Here is an 18,053-nt window from a genome sequence, read left to right on the forward strand (position 1 = left end):
GGGGGGCCGCGTCGCAGCCTCCCTCATCCGGCGCCGCGGTCCGAGCATGGTGGACATGAACACCACAGCGAACACTCAGCCCACCGCACAGGTCGTCTCCGGCACACCGCTCACCGGCCGGGTCGCCGTCGTCACGGGTGCCTCCAGCGGCATCGGCGAGGCGACCGCGCTCCGGTTCGCCGAGCTGGGAGCGAAGGTCGCGCTGATCGCCCGCCGGGGCGACCGGCTCGAAGCGCTCCAGGAGCGGATCCGCGCGAACGGCGGCACGGCCCTGGCGCTGCCGACCGACGTCACGGACCGCGAGGCCGTCCTGGCCGCCGCCCGGCGGATCGAGGACGGGCTCGGCCCCGTCGACCTGGTCTTCGCCAACGCGGGGGTCCAGCTCATCTCGGGGATCACCGACCTGGCGGTGGACGACTGGGACACCCAGCTCAACACCAACGTGGTCGGCGTCATGAACACGATCCAGGCCTTCGTCGGCTCGTTGGAGGCCGCGGCCGCGGCGGGACGGCCCGCCGACCTGATCACGACCTCCTCGATCGCCGCGGTGCGGGTCCTGGAGAAGTTCCAGGTCTACTCGGCGACCAAGGCCTACGTCACCCAGCTGTCGCGGCTGCTGCGCACGGAGCTGGGGCGCAAGCGGGTCCGCGTGTGCACCATCGAGCCCGGCATGGTGGACACCGAGCTGCCCGACCACGTCACCGACCCGGACGCCTCGAAGCTCATGGCGGACCTCATCGAGCAGATCGACGTGCTGCGGTCCGAGGACGTCGCCGAGACGGTCTCCTTCGTGGCGTCCGTGCCCAGGCACGTCAACCTGACCGAGATCACGATCCTGCCGACCGAGCAGATCATCTGAGGGCGGGCGCCCTCGGTGGCGGGGGAGGTGCGCCGTGGTCGGGTGTGCCGCCGTCGGGCGTTCCCTGGTGGGCTTCGAGGGCTTGGGTCCGGGGCCCGGAGGGGCCGGAGTGATCCGGGGCAGCACGGTGTCGGTGGTCTCCGAGGGCCCCCTTGTCTTCAGGCTAGGCCGTGGCGGTCAGGGGGCACCAGAACGACTTCGGGGCTGTGCACAACCTGTGCACAGCCCCGTCGGGTGTCTGCCCGACCCGTCCGCCGGGCGCGCCTACCCGCCGTTCCTACTCGTCCGGGCGGAGCGGTTCGCTGCGCACGCGCCGCGAGGGCGGACCCGACGTGAAGTCCGGCAGCGGCGGACGCGGAGGCTTGAGCACCATGGGGCGCTTCTCCACCGGTGTGTGGGGTCTGCGCCGCTCCGGAGCGGGGCGCCCGGCACCGGGCGCGGGCCCGGCCGGGGGCTCCGGGGAGGAGGGGAACCGCCCGTCCTCGTCCTCCTCCCGGACCGCCGGGGGAAGCTCCTCCGCCTCGGGCGGGAGGTCGGCGTCGGTCGCGGAGGGTTCGGGATCCCCGAGTGGTTCCGGCTCCGGGAGCGGATGCTTCTCAGGGAACCGGTCCTCGTCGGACTCGTACCAGGCCCAGGCCTCCTCCAGCCTCGGCGCGGGCTCCACGGGTGCGTCCGAGGGGGGCGCCGCCTCCACCGGGGCCTCGCCGATCCGGAACGCCGCCCGCACCGTGGGTCCGGTGTCGTGGTCCAGCACGGGGGTCGGCTCCGGCTCCCGGGGCTCCTCCGCGAAGGGGGAGGCGTCGTCCTCCGGCGGCGTCCACACCGGCGGCACGTAGTCCGCGAGGACGTGGGCGCCCGAGTCGTCCGCGGGCGGCTCCCAGTGCGCTGTGTCCTCGGGGGTGGGCTCCGCCGAGGGTTCGGCTTCCGCCGCGGGCTCGGTGCCGGGCTCCGGCCCGGACGGCGTACTCCGCGAGTCCGGCACGGACGTGGACTCCGGTACGGACCCGGCCCGCGCGTCCTCGGTCCCCGCCACGGGGTCCGGCTCGGACGGTGCGTCCGCCACCGGCTCGGGCGCCACGGCGGGAGCGGGTTCCCGCCGGGGTTCCGCGGGCTCCTCCGCCGGTTCGGGCTCCGGCTCGAAGGCCGTGACGGTCCCGGTCTCCGGCTCCGGCCGCACGCGGCGCTCGGGTTCCACGTGCGGCTCCGGCTCCGGCTCGGGCTCCGCGGCCACCGGCGGGGCGTCGGCCTCGTCCGACACCGGGTCGCCGAAGGGCGGCTCGTGCTCGAAACCCTCGTCGGCCAGGTGGTCGGGGACCACCGCGACCGGCTCCGGCGCCGTTTCCGGCTCCGGTCCGTCGTCGGCGGGTGCGGCCGCGCCGGGCACCACCGGGGTCTCCTCGGCGGCCCGCTTGATCGGGTTGTGCCCGTCCCGCGAGCGCCGGGGCAGGCGCACCGTCGCCACGGACGCCTCGACCCCGTCCCCGTCGTCCCAGTCGTCCCGGCTGTCCCGCTCGTTCCCGGTGCAGGAACGCGGTGCGTCGGTCCCGGCCACGGGCAGCGGCTCGGCGGCGAACTCCTCGTCGTCCCAGCCGTCCCCGTCCCGGCCCGGCTCGTCCCGGTCCCAGGCGGCGTCGGGTTCGGGGACCCTCCCGTGCTCCCGCCGCTCCTGCCGCTCCTCGGAATCCTCCGACCGCGCGAACGCCCCGGAGCCTCCCGAGGTCTCCGGGACCCCGGCGGACCCCGGGTCCTCGTCGTCCCGGCGGTCCTGGTCCCAACCGTCCTCGTCCCGGCCGTCCCCTGCCCTGCGGCCCTCGTCCCGGCGGTCCTGGTCCCAGCTGTCCTCGTCCCGGCCGGGACGGCCGACCGGCGCGAACGCCTCGGTCTCCTCCTCGTCCTCGTCCCGGTCGTCGGCGCCCAGGCGCAGCAGCCGCGTCTGGAGCGTGCCGCCCTCCGGGGCGGACAGGGGAGCGGTGTCCCCGCGCGGGGGGACCGCGGTGCGGGCGTGCAGCACGGTCGTGGGGTCGTCCGCCGGACGCGGCCTCGCCATCCGAGAGCGGCGACGCCTGCGCATGTGCGCGCGCAGGGTCATCCACAGCAGGAAGGCCACCAGCAGCGCCGCGAGCGGCGCCACCGCCACGATCACGTTGGCGACCCCCTGGTGCACCCGCTCGACGAGTTCCAGGCTGCTCATCAGCATCGCCGTCGCGGCGAACAGGACCAGCACCGGGATCAGCACCAGGTCGACCCAGAGCCGCTCGCGCGGAGGCGCTCCGCGCAGCAGGTAGCTCACCCAGCACGCCATCATCAGCAGCAGGGTGTAGGTCACCGGGAACACGTGGGCGAGGGGGCTGCCCTCGTGGCCGCCGTACTCGGCGAACTGGAAGATGCCGTTGTAGGAGATGACGAGGGCGCACAGGGCGATGAGGCCGACGAACAGGCCGCCACCGACGAGAGCACCGGCTCCCGCGCCGCGACCTGCTGCGGGCCTACCGTTCCGTGTCCCTGACTCGGGGGCGTTGTTGTAAGGGGCCATCGCCTTCGCAGCGTAGTCCAGGCGGTGCCGCGAACACGAGATTCCGGCCGATTATGGTCGCTACCAGACGGGCCGTCCCCGGGTGTTCTGTGTCGTTCTGTCGGAATATGCAGGGAGTGGCGCTCGGGAGAACCCTGGGAACGGACTTCCGGTCAGGGTTATCTCACACCTCGTGCGTCCGAATACGGCCAATCACATATACGCACTTGGGGATGTCCGGGAGGACTTCTCCCACCTGGGAGTCCCTGGTTTGTGACGTCGTTGCGAAGGGAAAGGGGATACGCTTGACAACGTGAGTCTGCGCTTCTACGACACCAGTGCCCGACAGGTCCGCGAGTTCGTCCCGCTGCGCGAGGGGGCCGCCTCCCTGTACCTGTGTGGTGCCACGGTGCAGGCACCCCCGCACATCGGGCACATCCGCTCCGGGGTGAACTTCGACATCCTGCGCCGCTGGTTGACGCACCTGGGGTACGACGTCACCTTCTGCCGCAACGTCACCGACATCGACGACAAGATCATCCGGGTCGCGTCGGACGAGGGCGTGCCGTGGTGGCAGGTCAGCGAGCGCAACCAGCGCGCCTTCACGCACGCGTACGAGATCCTGGGCTGCCTGCCGCCCACCGTCGAGCCGCGGGCCACCGGGCACGTGCCCGAGATGATCGACCTCATGCACCGCCTCATCGACGCGGGCCACGCCTACGCCGCCTCCGACGGCTCCGGCGACGTCTACTTCGACGTGCGCTCCTACCCGCCCTACGGGGGCCTGTCCAACCAGCGCCTGGACCAGGTCGTGGAGTCGGCCGACTGCGACGCGGACCGCGACAAGCGCGACCCCCGCGACTTCGCCCTGTGGAAGGGCGCCAAGCCGGGCGAGCCCAGCTGGCACACCCCGTGGGGGCGCGGACGCCCCGGCTGGCACCTGGAGTGCTCGGCCATGGCCACCAAGTACCTGGGCCCCAGCTTCGACATCCACGGCGGCGGCCTGGACCTGGTCTTCCCGCACCACGAGAACGAGCTCGCCCAGTCCCGCGCGGCCGGGGACGGCTTCGCCCAGTACTGGCTGCACAACGGGCTCCTCGTCGTCGGCGGCGAGAAGATGAGCAAGTCGCTGGGCAACTCCCTGCTCATCCCGCAGATGGTGCGCAAGGTGCGCCCGGTCGAGCTGCGGTACTACCTGGGCCAGGTGCACTACCGCTCGGTCATCGACTACTCCGACGCCGCCCTCCAGGAGGCGGCCACCGCCTACCAGCGCATCGAGGGCTTCCTCACCCGCGCCGTCGAGGTGCTGGGCGAGGTCGTCCCGGCCGCGGACGTCCCCGCGGAGTTCGCGTCCGCGCTCAACGACGACCTCGGGGTCTCCCAGGCGCTCGCCGTCGTGCACGGCCACGTCCGCGAGGGCAACACGGCGCTGGCGGCGGGCGGCAAGGAGCAGGCCGCCGAGATCGCCGGTGAGCTGCGCACCATGCTCGGCGTCCTGGGCCTGGACCCGCTCGGGGAGCAGTGGGCCACCGGCGGGGACCAGGGGCTGCGCGAGGTCGTGGACGCCCTGGTGGCGGTCGCCCTGGAGCAGCGCCAGGCCGCCCGCGGCCGCAAGGACTACGCGGCGGCCGACGCGATCCGCGACCAGCTCGCTGGGGCGGGCGTCGTGGTCGAGGACACCCCCGAGGGCCCGCGCTGGGACCTGCGCCGCGACTGAGGCGGCCCGGGCGGTGGCGCGGCGGCGTTAGTCTGGGAGTTTGCCGCCGCGTTCACGTTGGCAGGCCATATTCCACCAGCCGGATGCCACGCGCCTCCGGCATGCCCGCGACACTGACGGGGAGGCGGCGACCATGCCGGCGAAGAAGAGCAAGAAGGGCCCGACCAAGGGCAGCGGAGGCAAGGGCCGCCGCTCGCTGGAGGGCAAGAGCGGCACCCTGCCCGCCGAGCAGCGGCACTGGTACGAGGGCAAGCAGCGGGCCAGGGCCGCCCGCCGCCCCGACTCCGGAGGCCAGGCCCGGGGCCCGCAGCAGGGGGAGCGCCGCCGTGCGGACGCCTCCGACCTGCTGGTGGGGCGCAACCCGGTGGTGGAGGCGCTGCGCGTCGGCATGCCCGCCACCCGCCTGTTCCTGGCCAACAGCCTCGACCCGGACGAGCGCGTCAACGAGGCGGCCCGGATCGCCGGTGAGCGCGGCCTGGACGTGTTGGAGGTCACCAAGACCGAGCTCGACCGCCGCTGCGAGAGCAACGGCCAGCCCGGCGCGGCCCACCAGGGGCTCGCGCTCCAGGTGCGCCCCTACCAGTACCGCGCGCCCGAGGCCCTGCTGGACACGGCGCTGGAGTCCGACACCCCGGCGCTGATCGTGGCCCTGGACGGGGTGACCGACCCGCACAACCTCGGCGCCATCGCGCGTTCGGCCGCCGCGTTCAACGCGCACGGCCTGCTCATCCCCGAGCGCCGCTCGGCCGGGGTCAACCTCACCGCCTGGAAGACCTCCGCGGGCACCCTCGCCCGGCTGCCCGTGGCCCAGGCCACCAACCTGACCCGCGCGCTGGAGGGCTACAAGAAGGAGGGCGTGTTCGTCGTCGGCCTCGACGCCGGCGGCGACACCCCCATCCCGGACTTGGAGCTGGCCACCGGCCCGCTGGTCATCGTGATCGGCTCCGAGGGCAAGGGCCTGTCCCGCCTGGTGCGCGAGGCCTGCGACGTGGTCGCGAGCATCCCGATCGGCAACGCGGAGTCGCTGAACGCCTCCGTGGCCGCCGGGGTGTCCCTCTACGAGGTGGCCCGCCGCCGCTCCGCAGCGAAGGGGTAGCAGCGCCCCGCGCCGGACCCGTCCGGCTCCGCGCACGCGGAGCGGGGCGGGTCCGCGCTCTCGTTTTCCGCTCCGGCCCCGCGGGTAGCTGTGCTGCTGCACCTGACCATCGCAGAGGAAGCGGGTGGGCGGCATGGCGACTCCTCCTGTCCCCGGCTACGAGGACCTCTCACTCCGGGACCTGGACGAACGCGTCCGCTCCCTCCCCGCGGAGCGGGTGCGCGAGCTGATCGCCTACGAGGAGAGCCACTCCGGCCGGATGCGGGTGCTGGAGCTGTTGAAGGACCGCCTGCACTCGGCCGAGGGAGGCGATGAGGCGCACCGGGACCCCGGGCCCGAGGGCGGCGAGGACACCGCCGACGCCGCCGACGCGCGGGCGGTGCCCGAGAGCCCGGAGCGCCCGCCCGGCCGGGGCCCGTCCTGAGCGGGCGAACGGTTCGGGGAACGCGCATGGTCGTCCGTGAGGAGGCCCCGGTATGAGCCTGCGGCGCAGCGACCCGGCCGAGCCGGGGATCACCAGGCGTCGCCGCGGCCGCGGCCACAGCTACCACGGCCCGGACGGCAAGCCGGTCACCGACCCCGACCAGATCCGGCGCATCAAGGAACTCGTCGTGCCCCCGGGCTGGCACGACGTGTGGATCTGCCCCTCGCCCGAGGGGCACATCCAGGCGTGCGGCACCGACGACGCGGGCCGCCGCCAGTACCTCTACCACGCCGAGTGGCGGCGCCGGAGCGAGGAGGCCAAGTACGACCGGATGCTCGACTTCGCCGAACTGCTCCCCAGGATCCGCGGCACGCTGGCCGAGCACCTGGGCCGCCGCGGATTGCGGCGCGAGCGCGTTCTGGCCGCGGCCGTCCGCCTGATCGACCTCGGCTTCCTGCGGGCGGGGGGCGACGCCTACGCCGCCCGCAACGACTCCTACGGGGTGGCGAGCCTGCTGCGCGAGCACGTCCACCGCAGACGCGGCACGGTGGTGTTCGAGTTCCCCGGCAAGTCCGGCCAGGACCAGCGCGTCGAGTGCGCCGAACCCGAGATCTGCCGGGTGGTCTCCGGCCTCCAGCGCGTCCGCTCACCGGGGCAGGACCTGTTCGCCTACCGCGTCGGCGACGACTGGCACGACGTGAACACCGACGACCTCAACTCCTACCTGCGCGAGGTAGCCGGGGAGGAGCACACGGTCAAGGAGTTCCGCACCTGGCACGCGACGGTCCTGGCCGCGGTCGGGGTGGCGGTGGCCGTGCCGCCCGAGGACGACAGGGCCCTGGCCCGGCTGAGGACCCACGTGGTCCGCGAGGTGGCCGACTACCTGGGCAACACCGAGGCGGTGGCCCGGGACTCCTACATCGACCCCCGCGTCTTCCGGCTGCACGAGCGGGGTGTGACGATCGCCGGGGCGCTGCCCGAACTGGGCGGTGAGGCGTCCTCGGGCGAACTCGCCACCCAGGGCGGGGTGGAGGAGGCGGTGCTGCGCATGCTGCGCGACAACGGCGACGCCTGAGGGCCGGGGGCGCACCGGACCCGCGCGCCCCCGGCGGGTTCAGCCCTCCTGCGCGGCGATCAGGCTCGCCGGGCGCAGGTCGGTCCACTCGCGCTCCACGTACTCCAGTGCCTCGGCCCGGGAGGTCTCGCCCTGCGCCACCCGCCAGCCCCGGGGCACCTCGGCGAACGCGGGCCACAGGGAGTGCTGGCCCTCGTCGTTGACCAGCACGAGGAAGCGGGCGTCCTCGTCGTCGAAGGGGTTGCTCACGTCGTTCCGTCTCCTTGTCGTCGTGGGTGCCGCGCGCCGTTCGCGCGGCACGGTCAGCGCGCCCGGCGGTTCCGCGCGCGCCCCCGCCCGGCCTCGCGCACGAGGCCGCGCAGCCGTTCGGTGTACTCGTCGGCCAGGGCCCGCACCGTCTCGGGCCGGTGCCGGTTGGCCGAGTAGGTCCAGGAGAACTCCAACCGCCCGCCGGTGACGCCGCCGGTCACGTCGAACAGGCCGGTGCGCTCCTCCTGGGGGGCGTGGTCGCACGGCGGCAGGGGCAGCAGACGCCCCACGGGGCCGCCGTCCTGGTCGCCGAACCGCCCCAGGTAGTTGAAGGCCACCCGGGGTTCGGGCATCGCGGCCAGCGGAGCCGGAACCCCGTCGCCGCCCAGCTCGCGCAGCGCCCCGAACCCGATCGCCTCCGGCGCCGCCCGCCGCTGGGCCCGGGCGGCGGCCACCGCCTCGGCCGTGCCGGTGCCCGGGGGGACCTCCAGCAGCACCGGGTGGATGGCGGTGAACCAGCCCACCGTGCGGGACAGGTCCACGTCGTCGAACAGGTCCTCGCGGCCGTGGCCCTCCTTGGCCACCAGCAGGCGGGGGTCGCCGCTCCAGTCGGTCAGCACCCGGCCCAGCGCGCCGAGCAGCACGTCGTCGATGCTGCTGCGCAGTGTGCCGGGCACCCGGCGCAGCAGCGCCTCGGTCTCCTCCGTCGACAGGGAGGCCGTGACGATCCGCTGGGAGGCCACGTCGTTGGGGCCCGAGTCCAGCTCCACCGGCAGGCGGGCGTCCGCGGCCCGGGTCGCGAGGTCGGCCCAGTAACCGGCGTCCCCGTCGAAGGCGCCCCGGGCGGTGTGGTCCCCGAGGCGGCGCGCCCATTCGGGGAAGGGGGTGGTGGGCGCTCCCAGGTCCACCGCCTCCCCGCGCTCCAGCTGCCCGTAGGCGGTGGCCAGGTCCTCCAGCAGCACCCGCCAGGACACGGCGTCGACCACCAGGTGGTGCGCCGACAGCAGCACGCGCGGAGCCCGGCGCCCGCCCGGGTCGAACACCACCGCCTCGAACAGGGGCCCCTCCGCGAGCCGCTTGGCGGGGCGCTCGCGCAGGGCCTCGCGCTCCACCGCCCGCTCCAGCTCCCCGTCGCCGCCGTCCACGCGCACCACCCTGGCGCCGGGCGCCGCGTCGGCGTCCAGGTGTCCGCGCGGGCCGTCCGCGGTGTCGGTGACCCGCAGCCGCAGCATGTCGTGGTGCGCGGGCAGGCTGTCGGCGGCCCGAGCCCACAGCCGCGGGTCGGTGCCCTCGGCGGCCTCGAACAGCAGCGACATGTCGAAGTGCTCGGGGCGGCGCGTGCGGGTGCGCAGGAACCAGCGCTCCACCGGCGTGGGCGGGACGGTCCCGGTGACCGGGATCCGCACGGCCGCGCCGTCCGCCGCCCCGCCCCGCTCGGCCGCGGCGGCCAGGTCGGCGACCGTCTGGTGCAGGAAGGCGTCGCGCGTGGTGATGTTCCATCCGGCCTCGCGCACCCGCGAGACCATCTGGATGCTCAGGATCGAGTCGCCGCCCAGCGAGAAGAAGTTGTCGTGGCGGCCCACCTCCGCGACCCGCAGCAGCTCCGCCCAGATGCCCGCGAGCGCCTCCTCGACGGCGCCGCGCGGGGCCGCGTCCGGGGCGGCGCGCTCCCCGGGCTCGGCGGGCTCGGGCAGGGCGGCCCGGTCCACCTTGCCGTTGGCGTTGAGGGGGATGGCGTCCAGGAACACCACGGCGCCCGGGACCATGTAGTCGGGCAGGGTCCGGCGCAGCCGCTCGCGCAGGTCCGGCAGGTCCGCGTCCGCTCCCGGAGCGCGGACCGCGTAGGCGACCAGGCCGCGCGCTCCGGAGGCGGAGCGGTGCACCTGGACGGTGGCCTGCGCCACGTCGGGCAGGCGCAGCAGGGCCGCCTCCACCTCCCCGGGTTCGATGCGAAAGCCCCGCAGCTTGACCTGGGCGTCGGCGCGGCCGGTGTACTCCAGCTCGCCGGAGTTGTTCCAGCGCACCAGGTCGCCGGTGCGGTAGAGCCGCCCGCCGACGCCGAAGGGGTCGGCCACGAAGCGCTCGGCGGTCAGCCCGGGGCGGCCGTGGTAGCCGCGGGTGACCCGGCCGCCCACGTACAGCTCGCCGACCGCGCCCACCGGGACCGGCCGCAGCCGCTCGTCCAGCACGTGCAGCCGGGTGCCGTCCAGGGGGCGGCCGATCGGCACCGGTTCGGGCGTGGCTCCCTCCCGGGGCAGCGCGTGGTGGGCGGCGAAGGTGGTGGTCTCGGTGGGCCCGTAGCCGTTGGCCACGATCGTGTCCGGGCAGGCTCGGCGCACCCGCTCCACCGCGTGCGGGCTGGCCGCCTCGCCCCCGGTGATGACCTGCTCCATCCCGGTGAAGCAGGAGGGGTCCTGCGCGGCGTAGAGGTTGAACAGCGCCGCGGTGACGAAGGTGGCGCTGACCCGGTGCTCCGACACCAGGGCGGCGAAGCCGTCCGCGTCCAGGCGCCCCGGCGGGGCCACCACGACGGTGCCGCCGGTCAGCAGCGCCGCCCAGATCTCGTAGGTGGCGGCGTCGAAGGCGTGTGAGGAGTGGAAGAGCGTGCGCCGGGCGTGCCCGCCGGACCAGCGCCGGTCCGCGGCCAGGCGCACCACGTCGGCGTGGGTCACCGCCACGCCCTTGGGCGCGCCGCTGGAACCGGAGGTGTACATGACGTAGGCGAGCTGGTCGGGGCGGGCGCCGTCCAGTCCACGCGCCCCGACGTCCGTGGCCGGTGCGGCGTCGGCGGCGTCGACCAGCACCGCCGTGCAGGTCGGCGGCACCCGGTCGGCGGAGGCGGCGTCGGTGATCACGCAGGGCGCCCCCGTCTCGGCGACCAGCAGGCGGACGCGTTCGGCGGGGTCGTCGGCGTGCACCGGGACGTAGGCGCCCCCGGCGCGCAGCACCGCGAGCATCGCGGTGACCACGTGCGGCCCCCGCTCCAGCAGCAGGGGCACGGGCGTCTCGGCCCCCACCCCCAGCGAGCGCAGCCGCGCCGCCAGGGCCGCCGAGGCGCGGTCCAGTTCGGCGTAGGTCACCGCCGTGCCGGGGCCCGCCAGGGCCGGGTGGTCGGGGTTCTCGCGCGCCCGCTCGCCGAACACGCCGGGCACCGAGGCCGGGGGGTGGCCGGGCGCGCCGGTGCCCCAGGACCGCAGGGCCTCGGCCTCCTCCGGGGCGGGCGCGGGGGCCAGGGAGCGCACGGGCGCCCCGGGCGCACGGGAGAGCAGGTCCAGGACGGCGGTCAGGTGGTGGGCGATCCGGTCGGCGGTGCGGGCGTCGAACAGGTCGGTGTCGTACTCCACCGCGCCCAGCAGCCGCCCGTCCTCCTCCGCGAACTCCACCGTCAGGTCGAACTGGGTGTGCCGGTGGGCGACGTCGTGCGGGCGCGCGCGGAGTCCGCCGACCCGCCAGGGGGCGCCCGGTGTGTTGCGCAGGGTGACCAGCGCCTGGACCAGGGTGGGGCGGGAGGGGTCGCGCTCCTGCCCGGTCGCGTCCACGACGCCGTCGAAGGGCACCTCGCCGTGCTCGAACGCGGCCAGGACGGTCTCGCGCACGTCGGCGAGCAGCGAGGCCGCGCTCGCGTCGGGGTCCACCCGCAGGCGCAGGGCCACGGTGTCGACGAAGAACCCGACCGTGTTCTCCAGGGCCGCGTCGTCGCGTCCGGAGGTCACCGTGCCCAGCACGAGGTCGCGCTGGCCGCTGTGGCGGGCGAGGGTCACCGCGGTGGCGGCGGCCAGCACCATGAACAGCGTCAGGCCGTGCTCGGACTCCAGCGCGCGGACGCCCTCGCGCACCCGCGCGGGGACCTCGAAGGCGCGCGCGGCGCCGAGGCCGCGCCGCCGGGCGGGCCGGGGCCGGTCGGTCGGCAGCGCCAGGGGCTCCACCCCGGCGAGCTGCTCGCGCCAGTACCGCAGGTGTTCCTCGAAGGCGCCCGAGCGGGCCCGCTCCTCCTGCCACACGGCCACGTCGGTGGCGCGCAGGCCCACCGGCTCCAGGCCCGCGGCGCCGGGCAGCGCGTCGGCCGGGATGCCGGGCCGCTCGCGGGCGGCCTCGTAGAGCGCGCCCAGGTCCCCGAAGAGCACCGACATCGACCAGGCGTCGGTGACGATGTGGTGCATGGCGACGGAGAGGACGTGGTCGCCCTCGTCCACGCGCACCAGCAGGACCCGGGTCAGGGGTCCACGGGCCAGGTCGAAGGGCCGCGCGGCGAACTCCTCCAGCAGAGCGTCCAGCCGCTCCTCGCGTCCGGCGCCGGGCGGGCCGTCCAGCCCGACCCTCTCCACGGTCAGACCGGAATCGGGGAGCACGACCTGGTGCGGCGTGCCGTCCCGGGACGGGAAGACCGTGCGCAGCGCCTCGTGGCGCGCGGACAGGGCGTGCAGGGCCCGCTCCAGCGCCGCGGTGTCCAGTTCACCGGTCAGGCGCAGCGCGCCGCCGGAGTTGTACCCGGACCCTCCGGGCGAGTACTGGTCCAGGAACCACATCCGGCGCTGGGCGGCGGACAGGGGCGCGGGGCCCTGGCGCTCCGTCCGCGCGGGCGCGTCGCGGCGGTCGCCGGAGCCGTCGTAGAGCTCGGCCAGCGCCGCGATGGTGGGCCGCTCGAACAGCGCGCGCAGCGGGGGCCGGGAGCCCAGCCGCTCGGCGGCGCGGGCGAGCACGCGCACGCCGGTGACGGAGTCGCCGCCCACGCGGAAGAAGTCGTCGTGCACGCCGACGCGTTCCAGGCCCAGCAGGGAGCACCACACCCGGGCCAGCTCCCGCTCCACGCGGTTGCGCGGGGCCGTGTGCCCTGTACCGGAGCGCGCGGCCCAGTCCACGGCGGGCAGGGCGCGCCGGTCGGTCTTGCCGTTGGCGGTGACCGGGACGCTCTCCAGCACGACGAAGGCCGCCGGGACCATGTAGGCGGGGAGCACGCGGGCGGCCCGCTCCAGGTCGGCGGGGGTCGGCGCGTGCCCGGGGGAGGGGACGGCGTAGGCGACCAGGCGGCGCGAGGCTCCGGTGCCGTCGACCACGACCACGGCCCGTTCGACCCCGGGCAGGCGGGTGAGGGCGTGCTCGACCTCGCCCGGCTCCACCCGGTGGCCGCGGATCTTGACCTGGTCGTCGGTGCGGCCGAGGAACTCCAGCCGCCCGCCGACGCGGCGGACCAGGTCGCCGGAGCGGTACATGCGCCCGCCCTCGGCGTCCGGGTCGGCGACGAAGCGGGCGGCGGTGGTGCCGGGCAGGTTGAGGTAGCCGTGCGCCAGCCCGTCGCCGCTGATGTAGAGCTCGCCGGGGACGCCGTCGGGCACCGGGCGCAGCCAGCGGTCCAGGACCCGTACGCGGGTGCCCGTCGCGGGGTCGCCCAGGGGAGGGATGCCGCCGTCCGTCAGCGGCGCGCTGAGGGTGGTGCACACGGTGGACTCGGTGGGGCCGTAGCCGTTGTACACGGCCCGGTCGCCGCAGAAGCGGGCGACCTGCTCGCCGGGGCAGGCCTCGCCCGCGACGAGCAGGTGCTCCACCGGGCCCAGCTCGTCGGGGGACAGGCCGGGCAGCAGCGCGGGCGGCAGGGTCACGTGGGTGACGCGGTGCTCGCGCAGGGCGCGGGGCAGGCCCTCGCCCGCCAGGGAGGGCCGCGGCAGCAGCACGGCGGCCGCGCCGTTGAGCAGCGCCACCACCAGCTCGGCGATGGCCGCGTCGAAGCTGGGGGAGGCGAACTGGAGCAACCGCGAACCGGGGCCCACGCGCATGCGCTCGCCCTGGAAGGCGGCCAGGGCGGCCAGGCCGCGGTGCGCCACCAGGACGCCCTTGGGCCTTCCGGTGGAGCCGGAGGTGTAGATGAGGTAGGCGGGGTCCTCGGGTAGGACGCGCTCGCGCAGCGGCTCCGCGCGGTCCACGTCGGGGTCGGCCGCGTCCACCAGCGGACCGCCCCCGGGGAGGCGACGGGCGCCCGCGGCGTCGGCGACCACCGCGCGCGGCTCGGCGTCGTCGAGGATCGCGGCCAGCCGCTCCTTCGGGTACTCCGGGTCCAGGGGGACGTAGACCGCCCCCGCGTACACCACTCCCAGCAGGGCCTCGGCCAGGGCCGGGCCGCGCTCCACGCACACGCCGACGCGGTCGCCCCGCGCCACGCCGAGTTCGCGCAGCCGCCGGGCCAGGCGCGCGGCCCGCCCGTCCGCCTCGGCGAAGGAGACGGTGCGGTCCGCGCCGACCAGGGCGGGGTCGTCGGGGCGCAGACGCGCCCGCTCGGCGAACAGCTCGGGCAGGCTCCGCGGCCGGGGCCCGGGCTCCCCGGTCCAGGAGCGCTCCAGCTCCCCGGCCCGCTCGGGGCCGACCAGCGCCACGGCGCGCAGCGGTCGGGGGTCCTCGGCGTTCTCCAGCACCCGCACCAGGTCCTGGACCAGGCGCTCCACGGTGGCGCGGTCGAACAGCGCGGTGTCGAACTCGGCCGAACCGGCGACGCCGCCGGGCCCGGGGCGGAACTCCAGGGTCAGGTCGAAGACCGACTGGCCGCGCCGCACCGGCACGGGCTCGGCCTCCAGGCCGCCCAGCCCCGCCTCGGGCCCCTGGGCGCTCTGGAAGACCACGGCGGCCTGCACCAGCGGCGGCACGGCGGGGTCGCGTTCGGTCAGGACGGCGTCCACGACCGTGTCGAAGGGGACCTCCCCGTGGTCGAGGTCGGCGAGGAACCCGGAGCGCGTCCGGTCGAGCAGCGCGCCGAAGGACAGCTCCTCGTCCACGTGCTGGCGCACGGCCAGGGTGTTGACGAAGAAGCCCGCCGTCGCGTGCAGCCGCCGGTCCTCGCGGCCGGAGGCGACGGTGCCCAGCACCACGTCGGGGTTGCGGCTCCAGCGGGCCGCGGTCACCTGGGCCGCGGCCAGCAGCACCGTGGACAGGTGGGTGCCGTGGTCGGCGGCCAGGCGTTCGAGGCGCTCCGTCAGAGGTGCGGGCAGCGCGAAGGGCAGGGTGTCGCCCGCCCCCTCGCGCACGGCCGGGCGTGGCCGGTCGGCGGGCAGTTCGAGCACGGGCGGGTCGGCGAGCCTGCGGCGCCAGTACTCCAGCGAGCGGTCCAGGGCGGGGCCGTCCAGGCGCGTGCGCTGCCACGCGGCGTAGTCGGCGTACTGGAGGGGCGGCGTGCCCAGCTCCTCGGCCAGGGAGTCCGGCGCGCGCCCGGGGTCGGCGGTGGCGGCGCGGTAGAGGGTGTCCAGTTCGGTGCGCAGCAGGTCCAGGGACCAGCCGTCCGTGACGATGTGGTGCAGGCACAGCACCAGCACGTGGACGCCGGGCCCCTCGGCCAGCAGCCTGGCCCGCATCAGGGGGCCGCGCTCCAGGTCGAAGGGCAGGGCGTACTCGCGGGCCGCAAGTTCGGCGGCCTCCTCGCGGCTCCCGGCGGCGGTCACCGGCAGCTCCACCTCGCGGGGGGCGCCGATGACCTGGTGCCCCTCGCCGTCCACCTCGGTGAAGGTCGTGCGCAGGGACTCGTGCCGGTGCACGAGCGCGGTCAGGGAGCGCCGCAGCGCCCCGGCGTCCAGGTCCCCGGTCAGCCGCAGCACCAGGGCGGAGTTGTAGTCGGTGCGGCCGGGAGCCATCTGCTCCAGGACCCACAGCCGCTGCTGGGCGAAGGACAGCGCGGCCGGGCGGTCGCGGGGCACGCGCGGGATGTCCTGGCTGCTCCCGCCGCGCGAGCGCAGGCGGCGCAGGACCTCCTCGCGTGCCCTGGCCCGGGCGGCGTCGGTGGTGGGGTCGGCGGTGGCTTCGCTGCTCATGGTGGCTGTGCCGGTCCTCGTCTGCGCAGGGAGTGGATCAGGCGTTGGGGCCCACGGCGAGCCCGCTCAGGCGCAGGGTGCGCCCGTTGTACTGGAGCGCCGTGGCGCGCCGGGGCTCGGCGGGGTCGGCCAGGAAGCGCCCGCTGAGCGCGATCCCGCCGTGGCGCTCGGAGACGACGCGGAAGGCGCCGCCCGGGCCGGTGGACAGCGCGCCCTCGAAGCCGTTGGACATGACCAGCCGGTACCCGTCCCGGCCCGGGACGACCTCGGCGGCCAGGCCGCCGTTGCCGTAGCGCCCCGTGACGCGGTCCGGGCCGGGCCCGGTGGCGGTGCCCTCGGCCGCGGCGTCGGGCTGGCGGTAGTGGCCCACGTCCACCCCCAGCTCGCGCAGGCCGCGGACCACGTGCTCCCAGGCGGTCACGCCGGTGGTGGCGTTGGTGGTCAGCGCCACCACCGAGCCGCCCTCGGGGTCCACGCGCAGGTTGCAGGTGGCGCCGTCCAGGGTGCCGTCGTGGCCGTACCACAGGCGGTCACCGGCCAGGTGCAGCGACCAGCCGGCGCCCCAGCCGTCGGCCAGGCCGAAGGGGTCGGCCACGCTCACCGAGCGGCCCATCTCGCGCAGCACGTCCGGTGCGGCGACCTCGCCGTCCAGGGCGGCGTGCTCGGGGTCGAGGAAGGCGCGGCCGAAGGCGGCCAGGGCGGTGGCGCTGGCGGCCAGGCCCCCGGCCGGGGCCAGCGCGGGCTCGATGTGGAAGCCCACCGGGTGGGCCCGGCCCGCGCCGTCGACGGCGTGCCCGGTGACCAGGTCGGCGGTGGGGAAGGGGCGCGGCGTCAGGACCGGCGCCAGTTCCATGCCGGTGGAGCCGCACAGGTGTGACTCCACGGTCTCCCACCAGCTCTGTCCGGTGACGGTCTCCACGAGCCGGCCCGCCACGGCGTAGCCGGTGTTGGAGTAGGAGAACAGCGTGCCCGGCTCGGCGACGCGGTCCTCGGGCGCGAGCGAGGAGACGTAGCGGCGCAGGGAGGGCGCGGGCGCGGTCTCGGAGCGCTCCGAGACCAGCCCGGCGGTGTGGCTGAGCAGGTGGCGGGGGGTGGCGCCCCGCAGCGGGTGGTCGGGGGCGGCCCCGCCCAGGTGGTCCAGGACCGGGGCGTCGAGGTCGACGTCTCCGTCCTCCACCAGTTGCATGACCAGGGCGGCGGTGACGGTCTTGGTCACCGACCCCATCGGGAAGAGCGAGTCGGGCGCCACGGGGCGCCCCGTCTGGATGTTCTCCACCCCGGTGGCGCAGGTGTGCAGCTCACCGCGGTGGTAGACCGCCAGTTGGGCTCCGGGGACGCCGGCCTGGTGAGAGGTCCGGCGGAGCAGGTCGGACAGGGCGTCGCGCACGACGTTCTCCTCGTGGGAGTCGGAGGGCACCCGAAAGGCCGGCGCTCGGGACGGGAGCGGCCGGTCGCTTCGGTGGGGACGGGGCGGTACACCGCACGTGCCACGGATACTCACATATCGCTTCGAATCTTGGCAAGGGTTTCGGATATGTCGGGAACCAGGTGACGGGGAATACGGTCCTGGCCTTCCAGGAGATTTCCGGGGTGTGAAGACATTAGCCCCGTACCGAGGCCTTCGTGTTTTTCCCGGTGTATCCCCGCCGTTAGCAGGGGGTTCGCCTTCCGGTCGGGACGGTGAAGGCTTGGATGGGAGGGTCGTGTCGCGTTGTGGACGTCGGTCGACAACGGCCTGGGTTTACCCGCGTGATTGTGTTCCTTGTCACCCGTTCGTGCTGGTGAAGGGGGGATTGCGGTCAATAGTGCTCCTGTTCGCGTATGCGCTGTTTTGATCGCTGAAACGGCGGTTCTTCTGCGGGAGCGGGGCCGAAGGGATCGTCGGGTGAACGCGGTTCGGTCTTTTGTGGAGTAACCCGTGTACTGGGTTCCGGGGTGTGGTATGGGCCTTGTTGAGGTCCTGAGCAGCGGTGATGTGCCCGCCCGGGTCGGTGCGCTCCCGTGGGGCGGCGCCGGGGCGCGGTCGTCGGGGCCCGGGGCGGGGGCGCGGTTTCGGCGGTGTCGTACGTCGGGGGCGTGCGTACGGGCTGACCTGCGTCCGGAGGTGGAATTTCCCTGATGGCCGCATGTGGACAGGTATTGTCCGATCCTTTACTTTGAGTAATTTAACCACTCCGTACGGTATCTAAACCTTCCGCTCATGTGTGGCTTTTGTTCGCTTTGCATGGCTTTGTGCTGGCACGATCTGATGAATATGGCTTTTGCCATATTTTGTCTGATTTGGGGCTTGAGTATTCCGTGTGGTGCAAGGTGATCGGTCTGGGGTTGTCTGTC

General features: G+C 75.0%; 9 protein-coding genes. 5 read left to right on the plus strand and 4 right to left on the minus strand.

Going from position 1 to position 18,053, the window contains the following annotated elements; genetic code table 11:
• Positions 1-55: 55 nt before the first annotated feature.
• On the plus strand, positions 56-859 hold the full coding sequence (locus G011_RS0106395) for an SDR family oxidoreductase (RefSeq protein ID WP_026338080.1): 804 nt from the start codon (positions 56-58) through the stop codon (positions 857-859).
• A 277-nt stretch (positions 860-1,136) separates the two neighbouring features.
• Here G011_RS0106395 and G011_RS0106400 read toward each other — a convergent pair whose 3' ends face one another.
• The gene (locus G011_RS0106400; RefSeq protein WP_020722858.1) at positions 1,137-3,392 is read right to left on the minus strand and encodes a DUF2637 domain-containing protein; all 2,256 of its coding nucleotides are present in this window, start codon (positions 3,390-3,392) and stop codon (positions 1,137-1,139) included.
• A 292-nt stretch (positions 3,393-3,684) separates the two neighbouring features.
• Between G011_RS0106400 and cysS the strand changes: the two genes are divergently transcribed.
• The 4 genes from cysS to G011_RS0106420 all read left to right on the plus strand — a co-directional run bounded on the left by cysS (position 3,685) and on the right by G011_RS0106420 (position 7,683).
• A complete protein-coding gene (gene cysS / locus G011_RS0106405) occupies positions 3,685-5,088 on the plus strand; it encodes a cysteine--tRNA ligase (RefSeq protein ID WP_019607749.1) in 1,404 nt (467 codons plus the stop codon).
• 133 nt (positions 5,089-5,221) lie between these two features.
• On the plus strand, positions 5,222-6,184 hold the full coding sequence (rlmB, locus tag G011_RS0106410) for a 23S rRNA (guanosine(2251)-2'-O)-methyltransferase RlmB (protein ID WP_019607750.1): 963 nt from the start codon (positions 5,222-5,224) through the stop codon (positions 6,182-6,184).
• A gap of 133 nt (positions 6,185-6,317) precedes the next feature.
• Positions 6,318-6,608: a hypothetical protein gene (locus G011_RS0106415; protein ID WP_036552318.1), complete on the plus strand. Its 291-nt coding sequence runs from the start codon at positions 6,318-6,320 to the stop codon at positions 6,606-6,608.
• 52 nt (positions 6,609-6,660) lie between these two features.
• A complete protein-coding gene (locus tag G011_RS0106420; protein ID WP_019607752.1) occupies positions 6,661-7,683 on the plus strand; it encodes a DNA topoisomerase IB in 1,023 nt (340 codons plus the stop codon).
• Positions 7,684-7,722: 39 nt separating this feature from the next.
• Here the strand turns inward: G011_RS0106420 and G011_RS0106425 are convergent, their stop codons facing one another.
• The 3 genes from G011_RS0106425 to G011_RS0106435 are packed head-to-tail and all read right to left on the minus strand — an operon-like array spanning position 7,723 to position 17,136.
• Positions 7,723-7,932, minus strand: a complete 210-nt coding sequence (locus tag G011_RS0106425) for an MbtH family protein (RefSeq protein WP_013155306.1) — start codon at positions 7,930-7,932, stop codon at positions 7,723-7,725.
• A gap of 53 nt (positions 7,933-7,985) precedes the next feature.
• Positions 7,986-15,719 carry a non-ribosomal peptide synthetase gene (locus G011_RS0106430; RefSeq protein WP_019607753.1) on the minus strand — a complete coding sequence of 2,578 codons (7,734 nt, stop codon included), beginning with the start codon at positions 15,717-15,719 and terminating at the stop codon, positions 7,986-7,988.
• 37 nt (positions 15,720-15,756) lie between these two features.
• The gene (locus G011_RS0106435) at positions 15,757-17,136 is read right to left on the minus strand and encodes a serine hydrolase (RefSeq protein ID WP_019607754.1); all 1,380 of its coding nucleotides are present in this window, start codon (positions 17,134-17,136) and stop codon (positions 15,757-15,759) included.
• Between the last annotated feature and the right edge of the window lie 917 nt (positions 17,137-18,053).

It is taken from the genome of Nocardiopsis sp. CNS-639, from assembly GCF_000381685.1.
GTDB classification, from domain to species: Bacteria; Actinomycetota; Actinomycetes; order Streptosporangiales; family Streptosporangiaceae; genus Nocardiopsis; species Nocardiopsis dassonvillei.

What these genes read in the sequence shown, in the direction of transcription:
- G011_RS0106395 (WP_026338080.1), top strand. Translation starts at nt 56, where the DNA reads ATGAACACCACAGCGAACACTCAGCCCACCGCACAGGTCGTCTCCGGC.
- G011_RS0106400 (WP_020722858.1), bottom strand. Translation starts at nt 3,392, where the DNA reads ATGGCCCCTTACAACAACGCCCCCGAGTCAGGGACACGGAACGGTAGG.
- rlmB (WP_019607750.1), top strand. Translation starts at nt 5,222, where the DNA reads ATGCCGGCGAAGAAGAGCAAGAAGGGCCCGACCAAGGGCAGCGGAGGC.
- G011_RS0106415 (WP_036552318.1), top strand. Translation starts at nt 6,318, where the DNA reads ATGGCGACTCCTCCTGTCCCCGGCTACGAGGACCTCTCACTCCGGGAC.
- G011_RS0106420 (WP_019607752.1), top strand. Translation starts at nt 6,661, where the DNA reads ATGAGCCTGCGGCGCAGCGACCCGGCCGAGCCGGGGATCACCAGGCGT.
- G011_RS0106430 (WP_019607753.1), bottom strand. Translation starts at nt 15,719, where the DNA reads ATGAGCAGCGAAGCCACCGCCGACCCCACCACCGACGCCGCCCGGGCC.